The organism is Alteromonas sp. BL110 (genome assembly GCF_003443615.1).
GTDB lineage: Bacteria > Pseudomonadota > Gammaproteobacteria > Enterobacterales > Alteromonadaceae > Alteromonas.
Genome location: NZ_CP031967.1, coordinates 3,797,307 through 3,815,898, shown reverse-complemented (window position 1 = coordinate 3,815,898; position 18,592 = coordinate 3,797,307). Strand labels below are relative to the sequence as shown.

Genomic DNA, 18,592 nt, shown 5'->3' with positions numbered 1-18,592 from the left:
TTAGCTAAGCTGAAGCTTGTCCATCAATAACACAGCCTGCGTACGAGTATTAATCTCTAGTTTACGCAGTATGGCACTGATATGCGCTTTAATCGTTGCTTCGGTAACATTCATTTCATGAGCTATCTGCTTATTCATCAAGCCGGCCCTTAAGTATGAAAGAACCTGAATTTGCTTTGGTGTTAGCTCACGGAAACGCTGGAGAAGTACTTTCAATTCATCATCAACTTTCTCAAGCTCTTCTTCCATACCTTCCGGAAGCCACTTTTTGCCGTCGATGATATCTACGATAGCTTGTGCAATTTCACGGGTTTCAGATACTTTAGGAATAAAGCCCTGTGCGCCTAAGCTCATTACCTGAGCTACCACTTCAACCGTATCGCTGCCTGAAACCACCCCGATAGGGATATTCGGATATTGCTCGCGAAGGGTGATAAGGCCGTTGAAGTATTCACCGCCTGGCATGTTAAGATCAAGAAGCACTAACTCAACGCCGTCGAATTCATTAAGTTTTGCCAATGCATCGTCCAAACTTCCGGCTTGGATTATTTGTGCATTTTCAAAGTAAGGTTCCAACGCGCCGCTCAATGCCTCGCGAAACAATGGGTGATCGTCTGCTACTAGAATTCTCGTCATTAGCGTTACTGCTTCCTTTTTCTATTATGAGTATAGATTAATACTTTAGACCATTAACGAAAAGACCTAATACTGAAAAATACTGTAAAAAACTAACAAATTTAGCGTTTTCCATTGGCATTTACGTACCAGACGGTAAAATTGCGCCCCAAATTGGCTAATTGAAGATTCACAGTGAAGAAACACGATAATATTTATGCAAAGGCACTCAATAAAGTAGATGACTTTAAATTTGATGAGTCTGTCGTTGATGTGTTTCCTGATATGATTCAGCGTTCAGTTCCTGGATACGAAACCATTGTTCACACCATAGGCGAATTGGCTAAAACTGCAGTCACTTCAAATTCCGTGGTTTATGACCTTGGTTGTAGTTTAGGTGCAGCGAGTTTATCTGTTGCCAGGGCGCTGCCAAGCAAAACGTGTGAAATAATAGGTGTAGACGCATCTGAAGCAATGGTTGAACGCTGCAAGCGTGTTGTTCAAACGTTTTCACTTCCAAATCCTATTTCCATAAAGCATGGCTACGCCCAAAATATTGAGATACAAAACGCCTCCATGGTTGTGATGAACTTTACCTTACAGTTTATTCCACCAGCTGACCGCGAAGCACTATTAAAACGCATTTACGATGGGTTAAACCCAGGCGGTATTTTAGTATTGTCAGAGAAAATTCGTCACCCTACCCTCAATGGAAACGAATTGCTTGTAGATTTACACCACCAATTTAAACGCGACAATGGATACAGCGAGCTAGAAGTAAGTCAAAAGCGCGCAGCGCTAGAGAAAGTCATGTTAACCGACACCTTCAGTGAACATGAAACGCGCCTTAAAAAAGTAGGGTTTACAGATGTAGTGATGTGGTACAAGTGCTATAACTTTACGTCCATGGTCGCCATCAAAAGTTAGGCGCAAGCGCATTTCAGACTTCGCGTTATTTCGATTTCAATACATATAAAGAAGACTATGAGCAAACTAGAACAGACATGGTTCAACGATTGTTACAAATCATTGATAGACAGCCCTCTTTCGCATTGGCTACAAACCCTTCCTGCCCAAATGGACGACTGGCAGCGAAACGCCAAACACGGCGAGTTTGATAAATGGTGCCGGATGCTCGGAAAACTTCCATCGACCTCACCAAGCCATGTCGATCTTTCATCGAACGTTTCGATAGGCACAAAAGACGACGTTAACGAATATACGCAAAAGCAAATAGAAGGTTTGCTGAAACAATTTATGCCATGGCGTAAGGGACCTTTTCACCTGCACGGGATTCATATAGATACCGAATGGCGTTCAGACTGGAAATGGGACCGTGTAGCACCTCACATTACATCATTAAAAGGCCGAAACGTTTTAGACGTAGGTTGTGGTAGCGGCTATCACATGTGGCGTATGCTTGGGCAAGGCGCCGAAAAAGTAATAGGCATAGATCCTACTCAATTGTTTTTTATTCAGTTTCACGCTATTAAGCAATTTATAAGTAATTCCACTACGCCATGCGACAACATTCACTTTCTGCCGTTAGGTATTGAAGAGATGCAGCCGCTAAAAGCCTTCGATACCGTATTTTCTATGGGCGTTCTGTATCACCGCAAAGATCCTATGGCTTTTCTACAGCAGCTTAAAGATCAGCTAAGAAAAGGTGGAGAGCTAGTACTTGAGACGCTTGTTGTTGATGGTGACGAAAACACCGTGCTAATGGCCGGTGAGCGCTATGCTCAAATGCGAAACGTTTGGTTTTTACCGAGTACCGCCGCTCTTTCTGTATGGCTAGGTCGCCTAGGATTTGAAAATATCCGTGTTGTGGATGTTAACCACACTACTCTGGACGAACAACGTGCAACGTCGTGGATGGAATCACAATCTTTGAAAGATTTTCTCGATCAAGAAGATATTACTCGCACCATAGAAGGTTATCCTGCACCACAACGGGCCGTGATCGTAGCAAATAAGAAGTAATCCTTAGGGTACCTAGCAAGTTCCCCGATTGGCACAAATGTTGTTATCTCAATCAAGAAGAACGTGCGAACTCTGCATTGATTAAGGTGACAACATGGATATACATAGCTTTTTAACGACGCACCAATTGCCAAGTAGCTATGCAGAAACTGCACAAAAATGGTTCATACCATTATGTAAGCAGCTGCTAAAGCACCAAGAAGGTGCAACAAAACCTTTTATTGTCGGTATAAACGGTAGTCAGGGATCGGGTAAATCTACTCTGACCAGTTTTATCGAGTCTTTCCTTTCATCGGTACATAATAAACAAGTTGTATCACTGTCTATTGACGACTTTTACTACGACCAATCTCAGCGCAACGCGCTAGCGATTAAAGTGCATCCGCTTCTAGCGACACGCGGAGTGCCGGGTACGCACGACGTCACTTTAGCTTTGAATACGCTTCGTAGCCTAGCCAAAGGCACACGAACATCCCTACCTCGTTTTAACAAGGCAACGGATAACCCATTCCCAAAGGAGCAGTGGCCTGTAATAGAATCTTCACCTGATTTCATCATACTAGAAGGGTGGTGTGTAGGTGCCCCTCCTCAGGCTTCAGGCGAATTGAAACGCCCCGTCAATCACCTCGAGGAAGTTGAAGACCCACTAAGCATTTGGCGTTCGTTTGTTAACACTGAACTAGCCGGTGATTACCAAACGCTCTTCGACAAAATTGACTATCGCATCATGCTTAAAGCGCCAAGTTTCGATTGCGTTTATCAATGGCGCTTAGAACAAGAACATAAACTTGCCCAAAAAGCGTTAAAAGATAGTGACGGCGTCATGTCTGATGAAGAAGTGGCAAACTTTGTGCAACACTACCAACGCATCACTGAACACGCATTAGCGCATTTGCCTGAAAAGTGCGATACCGTGTTTTATCTTGATGAAACAAGAACGATAACTAAACAGGACGTAAAACGATGACGAAAACGCTTGTTTTCACCGATATGGACGGCACGCTGTTAGACCACCATACCTACTCTTTCGAGGCGGCGAAACCGGCTTTAACGGCATTAGAAGTACAAGACATTCCCGTTATTCCTACCACCAGTAAAACCTTTGCTGAATTACAGCCATTACGTGAAAGAATTGGCTTAGACGGGCCGTTTATTATCGAGAATGGTGCCGCCATTTTCATCCCCCATGGTTTTTTTAAACAAAAGCCTAGCGGCACGGTTTGGATAGACGGCTATTGGTGCAAAGCTTTTATCTCCAATAAAAATTATTGGATTAAGCTATTGGAAAAAATTGGCAGCGAATTTGAAGGTAAATATAAGCAGTTTTCAAAAATGTCGATTGCAGAAATTCAGGAATGTACAGGTCTCGATGAGCGGTCAGCATCGCTTGCGGCCAAACGTCAGTTCGGCGAACCCGTTTTGTGGTTGGGCAGCGACGAAGAGAAACAGCGATTTTTAAACGTTGTTAAAGATCGCGGCGCCTTTCCGCTAGAAGGTGGCCGTTTTATTCATATTTCAGGTAATTGCGATAAAGGCCAAGCGCTTAAATGGCTGGCCAGTGAATATCAAAAGCAACATACCACCAAAGTAAACACTATTGCCCTTGGCGATGGTAAAAACGACGTAGCAATGCTTGAAGCGGCGCACGTTCCAATTCGCATTTTATCACCGGTAAATCCTCCACCAGCTGTAAAAAAAGAAGAGGTCTATACCAGCACCCTAACCGGCCCTGAAGGCTGGAACGAAATGCTTACTCAATTATTATCCCTATGATCAGGAGGACACATGGCTGATTTTTATCAAAATGGTGTGGTTACTACGTTACATAACTTAGCTCGTCGTCCTACCGAAGAGCTGGAAACAGAACTTTTACAGTTTTCACAAAAGCGCCCTATGGCACTTATTCTTCCGTCACTGTTTTCGGAGCTAGAAGGTGACGCACTTCCGCATATTGTTAACGAACTAACTGGCGTTCCCTATTTATCAGAAATTGTAATTGGCTTAGACCGAGCCAACGAAGACCAGTACAAACACGCGCTAAAATTCTTTGGAAAGCTACCTCAACACCACAGAGTACTTTGGAACGATGGGCCGCGCCTTAAAGCCCTTGACGAAGAACTTCAGGCCCAGGGTCTAGCACCTAAAGAGTTAGGTAAGGGTCGTAATGTGTGGTACTGCATGGGATATGTATTAGCGTCTAACAGAGCTGAATCTGTAGCATTACACGATTGCGACATTGTTACCTACGACAAAGACTTGCTGGCGAAGCTTATCTATCCTGTCGCTAATCCCATGTTCAACTATGAATTTTGTAAGGGTTACTATGCACGTGTAGCTAACGGCAAAATTAACGGTCGTGTTTCACGTCTTCTCGTCACCCCCCTACTTCGCGCATTAAAACGCATTATGGGTGATAACGAATACTTGGAGTTTATGGACAGCTTCCGCTACCCGCTTGCGGGTGAGTTTTCGTTTAGACGAGATGTATTAAACGATATTCGTATACCTAGCGACTGGGGCTTAGAAATTGGCGTGTTGTCAGAAATGCACCGCAACTATTCACACAATCGTCTGTGCCAAGCAGATATATGCGATATTTACGACCATAAACACCAAGACCTTTCGCTTAATAACGACCAAGGTGGTTTGTCTAAAATGTCTATTGACATTACTAAGGCAATTTTCAGAAAGCTCGCGACGCAAGGCTACACGTTTAGCAATGAAATGTTCCGTTCGATTAAAGCCACCTATTTCAGAATTGCGCTAGACTTTATAGAAACTTACCACAATGACGCGGTAATGAATGGACTGAACTTAGACATTCACAGCGAAGAAAAAGCGGTAGAAATGTTCGCCAGTAATATAATGAAAGCCGGACAAAATTTCTTAGAAAACCCGATGGAAACACCATTCATACCAAGCTGGAACCGCGTAACCAGTGCGGTGCCAGATATCTTAGAACGATTATTAGAAGCGGTTGAAGCCGATACTGCAGAATATATGGAGTAAATAATATGGCATGGGAGCATCTCCATGACAAAGTAAAACACCATTTAGAAAGCATTTATGCCGATGTAGCGCTAGACGTCTCTTACGAGACGCTAGCGACTGACTTAATGAATACAATAGGCATTCAGCAGCAAACGGACATTGCGTCACCTAAGTCACACCATAATTATTGGGATGAAGACGACATCATCATGATTACTTATGGTGATAGCGTTATTGACGACGGTGAGCGCCCGCTGGTTACATTGAATAAGTTTCTGCATCGCTACTGTAAGAATACGGTGAACAATGTTCATATCTTGCCATTTTTCCCGTACAGTTCAGACGATGGGTTCTCGGTTATTGATTATTCAACCGTGAACGAATCTCTAGGCTCGTGGGACGATATTGAAGCCATAGCCGCTGATTACGGACTGATGACAGATTTAGTTATCAATCATTGCTCTGCAAGAAGCGTGTGGTTCGATAACTTTATCAAAGGCGAAGGTCCAGGATCTGACTTTTTCTTCACAGCTGACCCTAGCGATGACTTATCTATGGTGACGCGCCCTCGCGTGTCGCCATTACTTCGGGAAACAGAAACCGCAGACGGTACGAAACACGTGTGGTGTACTTTTAGTCACGACCAAGTCGACTTTGACTTTAGAAACCCCAAAGTTCTGCTAGCCTTCATTGATATCATCAAGCTGTACATCGACAAAGGTGCTAAAATCTTTCGTTTAGACGCCGTGGCATTTCTGTGGAAGATTGTAGGTACAAACTGTATCAACTTATTCCAAACCCACGAAGTTATTCGCTTGATAAGAACCCTTATCGAGCATGTGGACCCATCAATTATCATTATTACCGAGACCAACATTCCCAACAGGGAAAACTTGACGTATTTCGGTAACGCAAATGAAGCTCACGCTATCTATAACTTTTCACTGCCACCGTTGCTTGTAAACACGCTAGTTACCGGTGACTGCTCGTACTTGAAAAGTTGGATGATGAGTATGCCACCGGCGCAAAACGGAACGGCTTATTTCAACTTTATAGCATCCCATGATGGTATTGGACTTCGTCCAGCCGAAGGTTTGCTTTCTGAAGAAGAAATATCCGACTTAGTCCACGCTATGCAGCACTTTGGTGGAAAAGTGTCGTGGCGCGCATCTGAACACGGACAGCAAAAGCCTTATGAGATCAATATTACGCTATTTGACGCTCTTCAAGGCACTATTAAAGGTCCGGACAAATATCAGGTTGACCGATTTATCTGCGCCCATGCGATTATGTTAGGTATGGAGGGTATTCCGGGTATTTACATCCACAGCCTACTTGGTACATCTAACGATTATGAAAAAGTCGCTAATACCGGGCAAAATCGTTCTATAAATAGAAAACGCTGGGACTTTAACGAACTAGAGGCACTGTTAGACTCACCCTTCTCTCAACACCATAAAGTACTAACGCGAATCTCGCAGCTTATACGCATTCGTAAAGCTCAGCCTGCATTTCACCCCAACGCCACACAGTTTACGCTACAGCTAAATAATCAGCTGTTTGGCTATTGGCGTCAAAGCTTGGATAGAAAACAAAGTATTTTCTGTATTAGTAATATTTCAGATGAAGAACAAACTATTCTGCTGTCTGACATTAATCTTATTGGTACTGATAACTGGATTGACCTTATCACCCGTGATGAAATAGCGCTATCCAGTGGTTTCTTACAAATGAAGCCTTATCAAGTACTTTGGATCAGCAACAAAGATTTTGAGTAAATAGTTGAAATAAATCTAGGTGGCTAAAATATCTACCGCGGTACGGATACTGCGGTGTTATGATTACCACATTCGTTAGTTAATCAAGTTTGTAATGCAAGAAATTAATACCTTTCTTTTCGACTTAGACGGAACGCTGGTCGATTCTGTGCCAGATTTGGCTACTGCCCTTAATAAGATGCTAAGTGATTATCAACTGCCAACTTATGACGAGTACGTTATACGACACTGGGTGGGAAATGGCGCTAGGGTATTAGTGGAACGCGGGTTAAGTGGGGATACGAAAATAAACCACAACCGTAAGCAATTAGAGGTTGATACTGCGTTAGATAAATTTCTTTTCTATTATCGAACGTTAGAAACTAAAAGTACTGTGCTTTATGAAGGTGTTCATGACACTCTCCATGCGTTAAAAAATCGTGGTTTTAGGTTAGCATTGATAACTAATAAGCCTTCAGAGTTTATTGAGCCTATTTTGTCTTCATTCTCATTGTCAGCAGTGTTTTCCCTTACCATAGGCGGCGACAGTTTACCGGAGAAAAAGCCGTCTCCCCTGCCCCTCTTAAACGCCTGTGAACAGCTTAATGTTTCACCTTCACAATGTGTGATGGTAGGCGATTCCAAGAATGATATTCTTGCTGCAAAGGCCGCCAACATAAAAAGTATTGGCCTTACCTATGGCTACAATTACGGCGAAAGTATTGCGACCTATCAACCTGACTGGGTGTTTGATAGCTTTAGTGAAATATTGGCGTCACTCAGCTAATCTCTTTATTTGAATAAACTAATTGCTTTATGTGAGAAAACTGGTAAAAATCTTCGTGCTATTGAGAAAGGGACTTCCGTAGACAGCTAGGCCGAAATCAGGAATGTTTTAATAAACAACACTGAATTTAATCATCAAAGTTACTACCCTCCCCCTTTCTTTCAGCTTCAATGCGTTAGCATTTTAAAAATCATCAGAATAATAAAAGTTTTTTAAAAAGGAATATTTATGTTTAAAAAGGCACTTTTAACTGCAGCATTAGTTTCTGTTTCTATGTCTGCATCTGCGAATTGGGTTTTGGGAGTGGGTTATAGCAATTTATCCGACAGCGAGGGTGATGTTGATATTAGCCTCGGAGCAATTGTTGCTTCGGCGGGTTATGCATACGCAGTTAATGAAAATTTCACGCTGGTTCCAGAATTGAGATACGGAATCGGCGTCAGCGATGATGAAATTTTTGGCGTTGATATTGAACTGGATTCATTTTACGCACTTTCGTTGAAAGGTGAGTTTAACGTAAGCGACAACGTTTATGCGTATATTGCTCCCTCCTATGGTAAGCTTGAAATGACGGCAAGCGCAGGCGGCTTTTCTGAATCAGACACATCAGATTGGGAGTTTGGATTTGGTGGTGGACTGGGCTATAAATTTAATCCAACCACGTCTATCGAGGCGTCTTACGAGTCATTTGACGGTGCAGACGTACTTAGCCTAGGAGCTAAATTCGCTTTCTAGTTTTGTTCTTAGTGGGTGGTGGAATAGATAGCTTCTCCGTCACTCACTTCTACTGACACAACTTATTTTCCATCAACACCTTTCCCTAACCTATCAATAATTGTGGTTTTGTTCATACCTAGTTTTTTATTTCACACTTTAAACTTTGGTATAAGGATGTTTTTTTCTGTAATATCCGCCTGTTAAATAATTAATTGGAGTTGTTGGTATGTCATCTAAATGGCTTTCACTCGAAGAAGCCCTTACAAAAGCGCTTAACGCTGCAGAAGCGATAGGCGACATTGAACATGTGAGTATTTTTGACGCCAACAACCGCATTTTAGCAGAAGATGTTATTGCTCATATTGATGTTCCACCTTGGGACAACTCGGCGATGGACGGCTACGCCGTTAACGTTGAGGACCTTTCTAATAGCGCTGAGCTTGAAGTACAAGGTGTTATTACCGCAGGCATGAGTGCTGACGAGCCGCTTGAAAATGGCAAAGCGTTTAAGATAATGACCGGCGCACCTATTCCGATTAATGCCAATGCCGTCGTGATGGTAGAAAATACTGAAAGCCGCGACGAGGCTGTAGTCATAAAAAAACTTCCTTCGGTAAAAGAGAATATTCGCAAAAAAGCCAATGATATTGCCTGTGGCGATACGCTAATTAGTAAAGGCACCCGTCTTCACGCCGAGCACCTTATGCTGCTTTCTTCTCAGGGAAACAGCACCGTAGCCGTTTACCGAAAGCTCCGCGTTGGTGTGGTCGCGACTGGTTCTGAACTTGCTGCCCCTGGTGGCCCCCTTAAACCAACACAAATTTTCGAGTCGAACCGGGTTGGCGTGAGCAGTATATTACGCAGTGAAAACGTAGAACTTGTAGATTTCGGTATTGTGGAAGATGACGAAGCTTCCTTACGTACGTTATTTATTGAAGCCAGCAAGCGCGTAGACGTGATGGTAAGTAGCGGTGGTGTTTCAGTTGGCGATGCTGACTACGTAAAAGATATCATCGCTGAACTAGGCACTATCGACTTTTGGAAAGTCGCGGTTAAACCGGGAAAACCTTTCGCTTTAGGCAAAATTAATAATACCTTGTTTTGTGGATTACCAGGCAACCCCGTATCTTCATTTGTCACCGCCAAGTTACTGGTTGTGCCCGTTATCAAGAAAATGCAAGGCCAAGCCAAAAGCCACGAGCCGTTTTTTGTGAACGCGACGATTACCACATCGCTTAAGCGCCGTGCGGGACGACGAGATTTCCAACGTGCGACTATGGTGAGAAACAACCAAGGAGACTGGGAAGTCACGCCGTTTAAATCACAAAGTTCTGGTGTGATGACGTCAATCACCTCTGCCAATTGCCTTATGGTAGTGCATGAAGATATAAGTGAGTTAAACATTGGCGACACTGTTCCCGTTATGCCGCTTCATTTTTAGAATGGCTGTAGTTTAAACGCTTTACGTTAGATCACTTTTTTTGCGATGCGGTTTGACAGCTGTATTTACCTAAAATAATTATCGAAGCATTACGCGAAACAATTAGCCATTATTCTCATCGCCCTTGGCGACTTATATAGAGACAAATTACCGTGAATAAGAAACGCTTTCTTGTAGAAGGAAGAGATATTTTAAAGCTAGCCTGGCCATTACTAGTTGCGCAGATTACACAAATGCTAATGGGCGTAAGCGATACGATTATGGCAGGGCGTTACAGTGCAACCGACATGGCAGCAGTGGCGCTTGGATTTAGCATAACCGTGCCACTTATGTGTTTTATTCAAGGTATAGCCCTCGCGCTTCCCCCTATTATTTCGCGGTTACAGGGTAATAAAAGTATTAGCAGCATTGCTGATGCCAGTCAGCAGGCCGGCTACCTGATCTTCTTTGTAGGACTAGCAATAGCAGGATTAATTCCCTTCACTGAAAATATGGTAGCGCTTTTTCCAATGGCGCCTGAATTGCACAGCATCACCGTAGAATATGTGCTTTACGTGCTATTCGCCATGCCGGGATTCGCACTGTACCAATGGCTTAGAAACTATTGTGAAGGCCTAGGTAAAACAAAGCCGACCATGATCATTACCGTTATCGGATTGATGGCAAATATTGTCGGAAACTACCTGTTTATTTATGGTGTTGGCCCATTGCCTGCTATGGGCGGCGCTGGTTGTGGTATTGCTACCGGCATTGTTATTTACACTATGCTGATTGCAACTTTTATTTATGTGCGCCTCGCCCCTGCCCTTCAAAAATACAATTTGTTTAGCCAGCTGTACAAACCAAACATGGTAACCATCAGCCGAACTTTTAAAATGGGCTTGCCTATCGCTATGACAATCTTGTTCGAAGTAACGCTGTTTTCGCTAGTTGCGTTGCTGTTAGCACCATTTGGTGCCACCACCGTAGCGGCCCATCAAGTTGCCCTAAATTTCTCGGCGCTTATGTTTATGTTTCCTATGAGTATTGGTATGGCCGCTGCAATTCGGATTGGCTATCGAATTGGACAAAAAAATCAGCGTCAGGCCAAGATTGCAGCCCGCGCTGCTATTCTTATCGGCTTTTTCACCTCGGCATGTACGGCTACCTTCACCCTATTGGCTAAAGGTTTCATTATTGGGCTATATACCAGCGACGATGCTGTTTACACGTTAGCTAATGCGCTACTTATATACGCTGCACTGTTTCAGCTATCAGACGCCGTTCAGGTTATCTCTGCCAATGCTCTACGCGGATACAAAGACACTACGGCGATGTTTATCATTACCTTTGTGTCGTACTGGTTAATAGGCCTTCCTACTGGTGTACTTTTGGGAAGAACAGACTGGATAACGGCTGAGCCGATGGCCGCTGCGGGCTTTTGGATTGGTTTCATCGTAGGGCTAAGTGCGGCAGCAGTAATGCTAGGAGCGCGCCTTCTTTATATTCAACGACCAAGTGCTGCCCATCGCTTAGCGAGTGCTTAAACAGAATTGTTAGCGAAGGCTGCCTAAAAAGTACTAGTCTGGCTTTTTGAAATTTTCCCAATCTTGTGGGGTGTCTATATCAAATCGTGCATTCGGTATAGACACAGCCGTTACTTTCCCTAACTTCGCATACTTTTTAATGATTGGCTTAGCGCCGGTATCGCCCTGTAGCGCTAATAATTCGCTAAACATTGCCTCTGGGAAAATGGCAGGCACTGTTAACCGGCTATTAGGCTTTCCATCCTTCTGCCCACCCCTTTGCCCGTCCTTCTCCCCATGCTTCTGCCACTCGCTACACACTATGTGGTTTGGGTAAGCTTTAGAAGTATCAATAAGGCGGATAAGATCCTGTGTGTTAAGGCTTGGCAAGTCAGCAAGAGTAAAAAGCACATGTGAAGGCTTGGTGCTCGGTAATGCTGACGTTGAAAGCGCAGGTGTTGAAAGCGAGGAAGTTTGAGGCGACGTTTTTGGGTGCAACGATAGGCTCAACAGATGTGAAAGCCCGCTGCGAATACTTGATGCTATCCCTTCTTCCCAGTGTCTATTGTGTATCACCTCAAAAGGAGTCTCAGTTAGACCACAAAAAGCCTCTGCTAACTGCGAACTTACACTGTCGTGCCATTTGCCCGTAACAACCGTGACTGGATGTTTGCTTATTGACCCTATTTTATCGCGAGCGCGAATAACTTCGTTAACACTGTGCTGAACAAGCGGTAATTTTGTAATAGGATGCTCTGATAAGAGCTTGTTACCGTTATAGCGGGAACTTTGCCCGCCTGCGAGTAAAACAAAAGCTAAGCGATAAACATCCGAACTCAATGTAACACCTATTAGTTAACGCGATTTATCAAGACAAACGCAAAATCATCAACGTCGCAATAAGACCCATCTTTAGCTAAAACGCTAGTGCCACCGTAGTATTCGCGTGTGCATGAAAACCGTTATCCATAAAATGACTTAACGGCTTCTACTAAGCCCTTTAATCGCTTCCGTTAACCCTTCGAGAGTTAACCCATACATTCTGTCTTCCATAATTTCACGAATAATTTTGATAGACGAATAATACGGCCAATAATTCTCAGCTTGCGGGTTTAGCCATACAGCATTGTTAAAGTGGTTAAGCAGTCGTTGCATCCATACACTACCAGGCTCTTCATTCCAGTGTTCTACACTGCCTCCTGGGTAAGTAATTTCATATGGCCCCATGGTAGCGTCACCGACAAAAATAACTTTATAGTCTTTTCCGTAGCGATGAATGATATCCCAAATCGGAATGCGTTCTTTATTTCGGCGGAGGTTATCTTTCCATACTTCTTCATACACGCAGTTATGAAAATAAAAGTACTCAAGGTACTTAAACTCGGTCTGCACTGCTGAGAAAAGCTCTTGGGTGCTCTTAACGTGAGGGTCCATAGAGCCGCCCACATCAAAAAACATCAATACCTTTACAGCGTTATGACGTTCTGGCGCCATATGAATATCGAGCAAGCCACCTTTTTTAGCCGTTTCGCCTATGGTTGTAGGCACATCTAAATGCTCGCTGGCACCCGTGCGAGCAAACTTGCGCAGCTTCCTTAGCGCCACTTTAATGTTACGCGTACCCAGCTCAACATCTGAACTTAAGTTTTTGAACTCGCGCTTATCCCACATTTTAGCCGCCGAGAACTTTCTATTCCCTTTTTGCCCTATTCGCACGCCTTCTGGGTTGTCGCCATAAGCGCCAAAGGGCGAGGTACCGCCCGTGCCAACCCATTTGTTTCCGCCTTGGTGACGTTTTTCCTGTTCTTCTAAGCGTTTTTTCAAGGTTTCCATCAGTTCGTCGAGGCCGCCCGCTTTACGCAGTGCTTCGCGTTCTTCAGCGCTTAAGTTTTTCTCAATTTCCTTACGAAGCCATTCTTCAGGAATGTCTTTCCCAAACAAGTCGATAGACTCTACGCCTTCGAAATACTCAGCGAACGCCCTATCGAACTTATCGTACTGAGTTTCGTCTTTCACCATTATAGTACGAGACAAGCTGTAGAAAGCCTCGATATCGGCGTACACCACGTGATGCTGTAACGCTTTAAGTAAATCAAGCAACTCGCGCAACGTGGTTTTGACCTGATATTTTCGCAGCGTATAAAAAAACTGAATAAGCATTAGCGACGCGCCATAAAGACCAATTTTTCAAACAAATGAATGTCTTGCTCATTTTTAAGCAATGCGCCGTATAATGGCGGTATTGCTGCTTTACCGTCTTTTGAATGCAGCGCCTCAGGTGGAATATCTTCCGCAACTAAAAGCTTAAGCCAGTCGATAAGTTCAGACGTAGAAGGCTTTTTCTTAAGCCCTGGAACATCGCGAATTTCAAAGAAGGCTTTTAACGCTTCATCAAGCAGCTTTTTCTTTAGGTCAGGAAAATGCACATTAACAATTTCTTGCATTTCATCTGGATTCGGGAATTGAATGTAGTGGAAGAAGCAGCGGCGCAAGAAAGCATCAGGTAGCTCTTTTTCGTTGTTCGAGGTAATAATAACAATCGGACGCTGCTTCGCAACTACACGTTCTTGTGTTTCGTATACGAAGAACTCCATCTTATCGAGCTCTAGCAGCAAGTCGTTGGGAAACTCAATGTCGGCTTTGTCGATTTCGTCAATCAGCAGTACCGGGCGTTTTTCTGCGCTAAATGCTTCCCACAATTTACCTTTTACTATGTAGTTACTTATATCGTGAACACGGTCATCGCCAAGTTGAGAGTCGCGAAGGCGCGATACTGCATCATATTCGTACAAACCTTGCTGCGCTTTGGTTGTAGATTTAATGTGCCACTGAATTAATTCGGTGCCTAAACTCTCTGCCAACTCTTCAGCTAGCATAGTTTTACCGGTACCTGGCTCGCCCTTAATTAGAAGCGGACGCTCTAGCGTGATGGCAGCGTTCACCGCCAGCTGTAAGTCTTTGGTTGCGATATAATTAGACGTGCCACTAAAAGCCATTATTGTTGTACTCCGTATAATTTTTCGTCTTTTCAATTTCAACTATAATATCAAGGCCTTCTCACGATTGCCCATAGATATAACATATAGCTAAAAAGCACTTTGCATTTTACTGATTGGGACCAATGATATAGGGGTATGACGAAATCCCCTAATTCAGGCTGTGAATTATTAACTATCACACGCGTTGAATTATTAACTACTAAAAAGGTCGTACAGATCACGACAGACGGGGTTTCCTGTAAAATAAGGAACGAGGTAAGGATTTATAATGAACGTATTTGACGACAATTCCCTATCTATTGGCCGCACGCCACTAGTTAAACTAAATCGCGTAACATCAGGCAATGTATACGCAAAAATTGAATCGCGTAACCCCAGTTTCAGCGTTAAGTGCCGTATTGGCGCTAACATGATTTGGGATGCCGAGAAGCGCGGTGTCCTTACCGAAGGTAAAGAAATTGTAGAGCCGACCAGTGGTAACACAGGTATCGCTTTGGCGTTTGTTGCTGCCTCTCGCGGGTACAAGCTAACGCTAACCATGCCTAGCAGCATGAGCTTAGAGCGCCGTAAACTTCTTAAAGCATTGGGCGCAAACCTTGTTCTTACCGAAGCACCAAAAGGCATGAAAGGTGCGGTCGCTGCTGCACAAGAAATTGTCGAATCAGATCCAGATAAATACGTATTGCTTCAACAGTTCGACAACCCAGCAAACCCAGCCATTCACGAAAAAACGACAGGCCCTGAAATTTGGGAAGATACCGACGGTAAGGTGGATGCGTTTGTAGCAGGTGTGGGTACTGGCGGTACTATTACGGGTGTAAGCCGCTACCTCAAGAATACAAAGGGCAAGGCAATTACCTCTATCGCTGTTGAACCAACAGACTCACCAGTAATAACGCAAGCGCTTGCAGGTGAAGAACTTACGCCTGGACCACACAAAATTCAGGGTATTGGCGCCGGTTTCATTCCAGGTAACCTAGACTTAGACCTAATCGACGAAGTTGAGCAAGTTACCAACGAAGAATGTATGGACATGGCGCGTAAGCTAATGACTGACGAAGGTATTCTTGCGGGTATTTCTTCTGGTGCTGCGGTTGTTGCCGCTAAGCGTTTTGCTGAACGCCCAGAAAATAAAGACAAAGTAGTTGTGGTACTTCTAGCAAGTGGTACGGAACGTTACTTAAGTAGCCCACTATTTGCCGGTGCGTTTGACGAGCAAGAAGAAGTGCAATAACTGCCTTTCAATTTAAACAATGCTAAAACGAGGCCTGGTGCCTCGTTTTTTATGTTTCTAATAAAACCCGTATATAACAACAATTTGTAAAATCCTATCGTCACTTTGCTTTTATACAGGTTTTTGTGAATAATCCGCTTAGCAAACTTCTTGGCAGTCGTTACATTGACTTAGTTAAGATATGAAACTATCAATAAGAAACGGACCTCTTTATATTAAGGAAACCTAAATGAAAACGCGTATGTGGTACGCCCTATTAGGGCTTTTTACAGTTTTGATTTTATCGGCTTGTGGTGAGAAAAAAGAAGGAATTGGGCGGTATGGCATGCTTGACGAGAGCACACCTGAATACACCACAGTTATGTTCCTAAAAAGTGTTTACGAAGACGACAATCTTGACACAGCAATACGCCTATCCAGTGAAAAAATGTCGCGCATACTGACGCGATACCACACCAATAGTAACGTTCAACGACATCTGCTTAATTTAAAGTACGACACTGTAACCGTAACCCCGCAAAGTGCAGGTAAGATTGGCAGAAACGAATTTTCAGAGAAATCCACTATTACCGTCTTTTTAAGCGGAAACTATAATGGCGACAAAGTAGAAGACCTTCGAAGCCTTGATTTGATTAAAGAAGATGGTGAATGGAAGGTAAACAAGATTCACCCCGATGCTTATCTGTAGCACTCAAAAAACACTGTTTATATAACCAGCACTCCACATTTTTGCGACACTAAAAAATAAAAAAGAAACTTTCCAGCTTTTATACTCAGTTGTGTTTCTTTTTATTTAATACGTTGTTTTAAGGTGATAACTTAGAGTAACCGAAAAGTGATATACGGATATAATCCAACTTGCATAAAGGATTTTTTCCGGACACTAAATTGTTAGGTGCTAAAAGGAAAAACTATGAAATCATGGAATGAATTAACTAATTTACAACGCGCACTTATCGGTATCGCGATGGTTGTTGCGGCGGCATTTTTACCAGAGATAGCCTTCTTAGTTCAATTAGGCGGTGTGGAAGTAGCATTTGCTCTCACTTTTGCTAGCCTTGCTCCACTCATTTCTTGGCTTTCAATTAAATACCAAGCAATTAAAGAATGTTTTAAAACTTCAGTAGTAGCTTTTAGGCATAGTGCTTCTTTTAAACCTTCCGTCTTTTTCGTTCAAGCATCTTTTTGAGCCGTCGCACTACTATTTACAAGTTCAGGTTTATTGGCTTTTTACTTTTTTATTCCTAGTATGCTGCTAAATGGGGTCTTGGCGTGAGCGCACCTAACAAAAAAATTAAGTCACTCACTTCGTTCGCTGGGACGCATACACGTGGGCTGCTTCGCAGTATAGCCCACGCGCCTGCGCCCCTTATTTAAAAGTTATACGCTCAAGGAAAGTCATGTTTAGATCTATTTTGATAATATCTGCCTTCGTTTTAGCCAGTTTTGTTACTGCCGAAGAATTTACTGATGTGTCTGAGCTCTCAAAGCGCTTGGACGATGGAATACCGAAGATTTTAGGTAAACATAAAGCTCCAGGTGTCGCACTGGCATTCGTTAATGGAAATAGAATCATCGAATTTCGCTCCTATGGTTTTGCTGACGTTGCGACAGAAGTTGAAATTACCAAGAACACAATGTTTAACGTAGGCTCTATTTCTAAGCTGGTTACTGTTTGGGGAGTAATGCAACTTGTGGCCCAAGACAAAGTCGAATTAGATGCGCCAATTAATCAATATCTCAAACGCTGGCAGATTCCTAATTCTGAATTTGACGTAAAAAAAGTAACGCTAAGAAATATCCTATCTCACACTTCAGGCTTGTCGCTGGGGCCGTATGTTGGATGGGACTCACACGAAAAGCTATCTTCTATTGTTGATTCACTAAATGGTGATAACAACGGTGCTGGACCCGTTGAAGTTATTCATGCGCCAAATACAAAGTGGTCTTATTCTGGTGGTGGTTATTCAGTGGTGCAACTATTAATTGAAGATGTATCGGGCATGGCATTTGAAGACTATATGCAGCAAAACGTGTTCGAACCTTTAAATATGAAGGATTCAACTTTCAATATTACTGAAAAAGTTTTAAGTAAGTCGGCAACACCTTATGACGATACTGGAAAAGTCACTGGTATGTTGTACTTCAATGAAAAAGCTGCAGCAGGTTTACAAACAACGCCTATAGATTTAGCTCGCTTTAATATGGCAGTGTTGAGAAATAACGATGGGCATTATATTGGTTCAAAGTTATTGCCAGAAAAACTAATTGATCTAATGATAAAGCCAGCTCCTAATACTAACGGGCGCTGGAGCATGAGCTATGTAGTTGACTCAGAGAACAAAAGTCTCGGCTTTGCTGGATTTAATCGCGGTTGGATCGCACTAACTCGGTCTATAACGGACTTGAATTTTGGTTATGTAATATTAACTAACAGTAGTATTGGGCCAGTGAGTAACGAAATAGACAGTTTCATCCTTTCTACTATTAGACAAAAACACAATTAAAGTACGTACAACAAGGCATTGCAGCGGATAAACCGCTGAATGCGGCGTTAGCCACT

The 18,592-nt window shown here is 43.1% G+C and carries 18 protein-coding genes; 14 read left to right on the top strand and 4 right to left on the bottom strand.

Annotation, left to right across the window (positions count from 1 at the left end; translation table 11 throughout):
• The gene (locus D1814_RS16540; protein WP_118494475.1) at positions 1–636 is read right to left on the bottom strand and encodes a response regulator transcription factor; all 636 of its coding nucleotides are present in this window, start codon (positions 634–636) and stop codon (positions 1–3) included.
• 174 nt (positions 637–810) lie between these two features.
• On the opposite strand from D1814_RS16540, the gene cmoA reads away from it, so the two are divergent.
• From cmoA to D1814_RS16490, 10 genes are all read left to right on the top strand, one after another.
• A complete protein-coding gene (gene cmoA / locus D1814_RS16535) occupies positions 811–1,542 on the top strand; it encodes a carboxy-S-adenosyl-L-methionine synthase CmoA (RefSeq protein WP_118494473.1) in 732 nt (243 codons plus the stop codon).
• Between the two features lie 57 nt (positions 1,543–1,599).
• Positions 1,600–2,598, top strand: coding sequence for a tRNA 5-methoxyuridine(34)/uridine 5-oxyacetic acid(34) synthase CmoB (gene cmoB / locus D1814_RS16530; RefSeq protein WP_118494471.1), 999 nt, complete (start codon positions 1,600–1,602; stop codon positions 2,596–2,598).
• Positions 2,599–2,692: 94 nt separating this feature from the next.
• Positions 2,693–3,565 carry a kinase gene (locus tag D1814_RS16525; RefSeq protein WP_118494469.1) on the top strand — a complete coding sequence of 291 codons (873 nt, stop codon included), beginning with the start codon at positions 2,693–2,695 and terminating at the stop codon, positions 3,563–3,565.
• The gene (locus D1814_RS16520; RefSeq protein WP_118494467.1) at positions 3,562–4,371 is read left to right on the top strand and encodes an HAD-IIB family hydrolase; all 810 of its coding nucleotides are present in this window, start codon (positions 3,562–3,564) and stop codon (positions 4,369–4,371) included. Before D1814_RS16525 ends, D1814_RS16520 begins: the two co-directional genes overlap by 4 nt.
• Before the next feature lie 12 nt (positions 4,372–4,383).
• Positions 4,384–5,607, top strand: a complete 1,224-nt coding sequence (locus tag D1814_RS16515; protein ID WP_118494465.1) for a glycosyl transferase — start codon at positions 4,384–4,386, stop codon at positions 5,605–5,607.
• Between the two features lie 5 nt (positions 5,608–5,612).
• Positions 5,613–7,367 carry a sugar phosphorylase gene (locus D1814_RS16510; RefSeq protein ID WP_118494463.1) on the top strand — a complete coding sequence of 585 codons (1,755 nt, stop codon included), beginning with the start codon at positions 5,613–5,615 and terminating at the stop codon, positions 7,365–7,367.
• 94 nt (positions 7,368–7,461) lie between these two features.
• A complete protein-coding gene (locus D1814_RS16505) occupies positions 7,462–8,133 on the top strand; it encodes a phosphoglycolate phosphatase (RefSeq protein WP_118494461.1) in 672 nt (223 codons plus the stop codon).
• 228 nt (positions 8,134–8,361) lie between these two features.
• The gene (locus D1814_RS16500; protein ID WP_118494459.1) at positions 8,362–8,868 is read left to right on the top strand and encodes an outer membrane beta-barrel protein; all 507 of its coding nucleotides are present in this window, start codon (positions 8,362–8,364) and stop codon (positions 8,866–8,868) included.
• A 208-nt stretch (positions 8,869–9,076) separates the two neighbouring features.
• Positions 9,077–10,291: a molybdopterin molybdotransferase MoeA gene (moeA, locus tag D1814_RS16495; RefSeq protein ID WP_118494457.1), complete on the top strand. Its 1,215-nt coding sequence runs from the start codon at positions 9,077–9,079 to the stop codon at positions 10,289–10,291.
• Positions 10,292–10,443: 152 nt separating this feature from the next.
• Positions 10,444–11,817 carry an MATE family efflux transporter gene (locus D1814_RS16490; RefSeq protein ID WP_118494455.1) on the top strand — a complete coding sequence of 458 codons (1,374 nt, stop codon included), beginning with the start codon at positions 10,444–10,446 and terminating at the stop codon, positions 11,815–11,817.
• Positions 11,818–11,850: 33 nt separating this feature from the next.
• Here the strand turns inward: D1814_RS16490 and D1814_RS16485 are convergent, their stop codons facing one another.
• The 3 genes from D1814_RS16485 to D1814_RS16475 all read right to left on the bottom strand — a co-directional run bounded on the left by D1814_RS16485 (position 11,851) and on the right by D1814_RS16475 (position 14,792).
• Positions 11,851–12,636 carry a nucleotidyltransferase family protein gene (locus D1814_RS16485; RefSeq protein ID WP_118494453.1) on the bottom strand — a complete coding sequence of 262 codons (786 nt, stop codon included), beginning with the start codon at positions 12,634–12,636 and terminating at the stop codon, positions 11,851–11,853.
• A gap of 138 nt (positions 12,637–12,774) precedes the next feature.
• The gene (locus tag D1814_RS16480) at positions 12,775–13,956 is read right to left on the bottom strand and encodes a vWA domain-containing protein (RefSeq protein WP_118494451.1); all 1,182 of its coding nucleotides are present in this window, start codon (positions 13,954–13,956) and stop codon (positions 12,775–12,777) included.
• Positions 13,956–14,792 carry an AAA family ATPase gene (locus D1814_RS16475; protein ID WP_012518654.1) on the bottom strand — a complete coding sequence of 279 codons (837 nt, stop codon included), beginning with the start codon at positions 14,790–14,792 and terminating at the stop codon, positions 13,956–13,958. Before D1814_RS16475 ends, D1814_RS16480 begins: the two co-directional genes overlap by 1 nt.
• 271 nt (positions 14,793–15,063) lie before the next feature.
• Between D1814_RS16475 and cysK the strand changes: the two genes are divergently transcribed.
• From cysK to D1814_RS16455, 4 genes are all read left to right on the top strand, one after another.
• Positions 15,064–16,029, top strand: coding sequence for a cysteine synthase A (gene cysK, locus D1814_RS16470; RefSeq protein WP_118494449.1), 966 nt, complete (start codon positions 15,064–15,066; stop codon positions 16,027–16,029).
• A gap of 229 nt (positions 16,030–16,258) precedes the next feature.
• Positions 16,259–16,717 carry a hypothetical protein gene (locus tag D1814_RS16465; protein ID WP_118494447.1) on the top strand — a complete coding sequence of 153 codons (459 nt, stop codon included), beginning with the start codon at positions 16,259–16,261 and terminating at the stop codon, positions 16,715–16,717.
• 225 nt (positions 16,718–16,942) lie between these two features.
• Positions 16,943–17,218 (top strand): hypothetical protein, encoded by a 276-nt coding sequence (locus tag D1814_RS16460; RefSeq protein WP_232368913.1) that lies wholly within the window; start codon positions 16,943–16,945, stop codon positions 17,216–17,218.
• A 211-nt stretch (positions 17,219–17,429) separates the two neighbouring features.
• Positions 17,430–18,536 carry a serine hydrolase domain-containing protein gene (locus D1814_RS16455; protein WP_118494445.1) on the top strand — a complete coding sequence of 369 codons (1,107 nt, stop codon included), beginning with the start codon at positions 17,430–17,432 and terminating at the stop codon, positions 18,534–18,536.
• The last annotated feature ends 56 nt before the right edge of the window (positions 18,537–18,592 follow it).

Bases quoted from the DNA above. Each gene is read 5' to 3' on its own strand.
- D1814_RS16480 (WP_118494451.1), bottom strand. From the start codon at position 13,956: ATGCTTATTCAGTTTTTTTATACGCTGCGAAAATATCAGGTCAAAACC.
- D1814_RS16510 (WP_118494463.1), top strand. From the start codon at position 5,613: ATGGCATGGGAGCATCTCCATGACAAAGTAAAACACCATTTAGAAAGC.
- D1814_RS16460 (WP_232368913.1), top strand. From the start codon at position 16,943: ATGAAATCATGGAATGAATTAACTAATTTACAACGCGCACTTATCGGT.
- D1814_RS16505 (WP_118494461.1), top strand. From the start codon at position 7,462: ATGCAAGAAATTAATACCTTTCTTTTCGACTTAGACGGAACGCTGGTC.
- cmoB (WP_118494471.1), top strand. From the start codon at position 1,600: ATGAGCAAACTAGAACAGACATGGTTCAACGATTGTTACAAATCATTG.
- cysK (WP_118494449.1), top strand. From the start codon at position 15,064: ATGAACGTATTTGACGACAATTCCCTATCTATTGGCCGCACGCCACTA.
- D1814_RS16520 (WP_118494467.1), top strand. From the start codon at position 3,562: ATGACGAAAACGCTTGTTTTCACCGATATGGACGGCACGCTGTTAGAC.
- moeA (WP_118494457.1), top strand. From the start codon at position 9,077: ATGTCATCTAAATGGCTTTCACTCGAAGAAGCCCTTACAAAAGCGCTT.
- D1814_RS16475 (WP_012518654.1), bottom strand. From the start codon at position 14,792: ATGGCTTTTAGTGGCACGTCTAATTATATCGCAACCAAAGACTTACAG.
- D1814_RS16540 (WP_118494475.1), bottom strand. From the start codon at position 636: ATGACGAGAATTCTAGTAGCAGACGATCACCCATTGTTTCGCGAGGCA.
- D1814_RS16465 (WP_118494447.1), top strand. From the start codon at position 16,259: ATGAAAACGCGTATGTGGTACGCCCTATTAGGGCTTTTTACAGTTTTG.
- D1814_RS16525 (WP_118494469.1), top strand. From the start codon at position 2,693: ATGGATATACATAGCTTTTTAACGACGCACCAATTGCCAAGTAGCTAT.
- D1814_RS16515 (WP_118494465.1), top strand. From the start codon at position 4,384: ATGGCTGATTTTTATCAAAATGGTGTGGTTACTACGTTACATAACTTA.
- D1814_RS16500 (WP_118494459.1), top strand. From the start codon at position 8,362: ATGTTTAAAAAGGCACTTTTAACTGCAGCATTAGTTTCTGTTTCTATG.
- D1814_RS16455 (WP_118494445.1), top strand. From the start codon at position 17,430: ATGTTTAGATCTATTTTGATAATATCTGCCTTCGTTTTAGCCAGTTTT.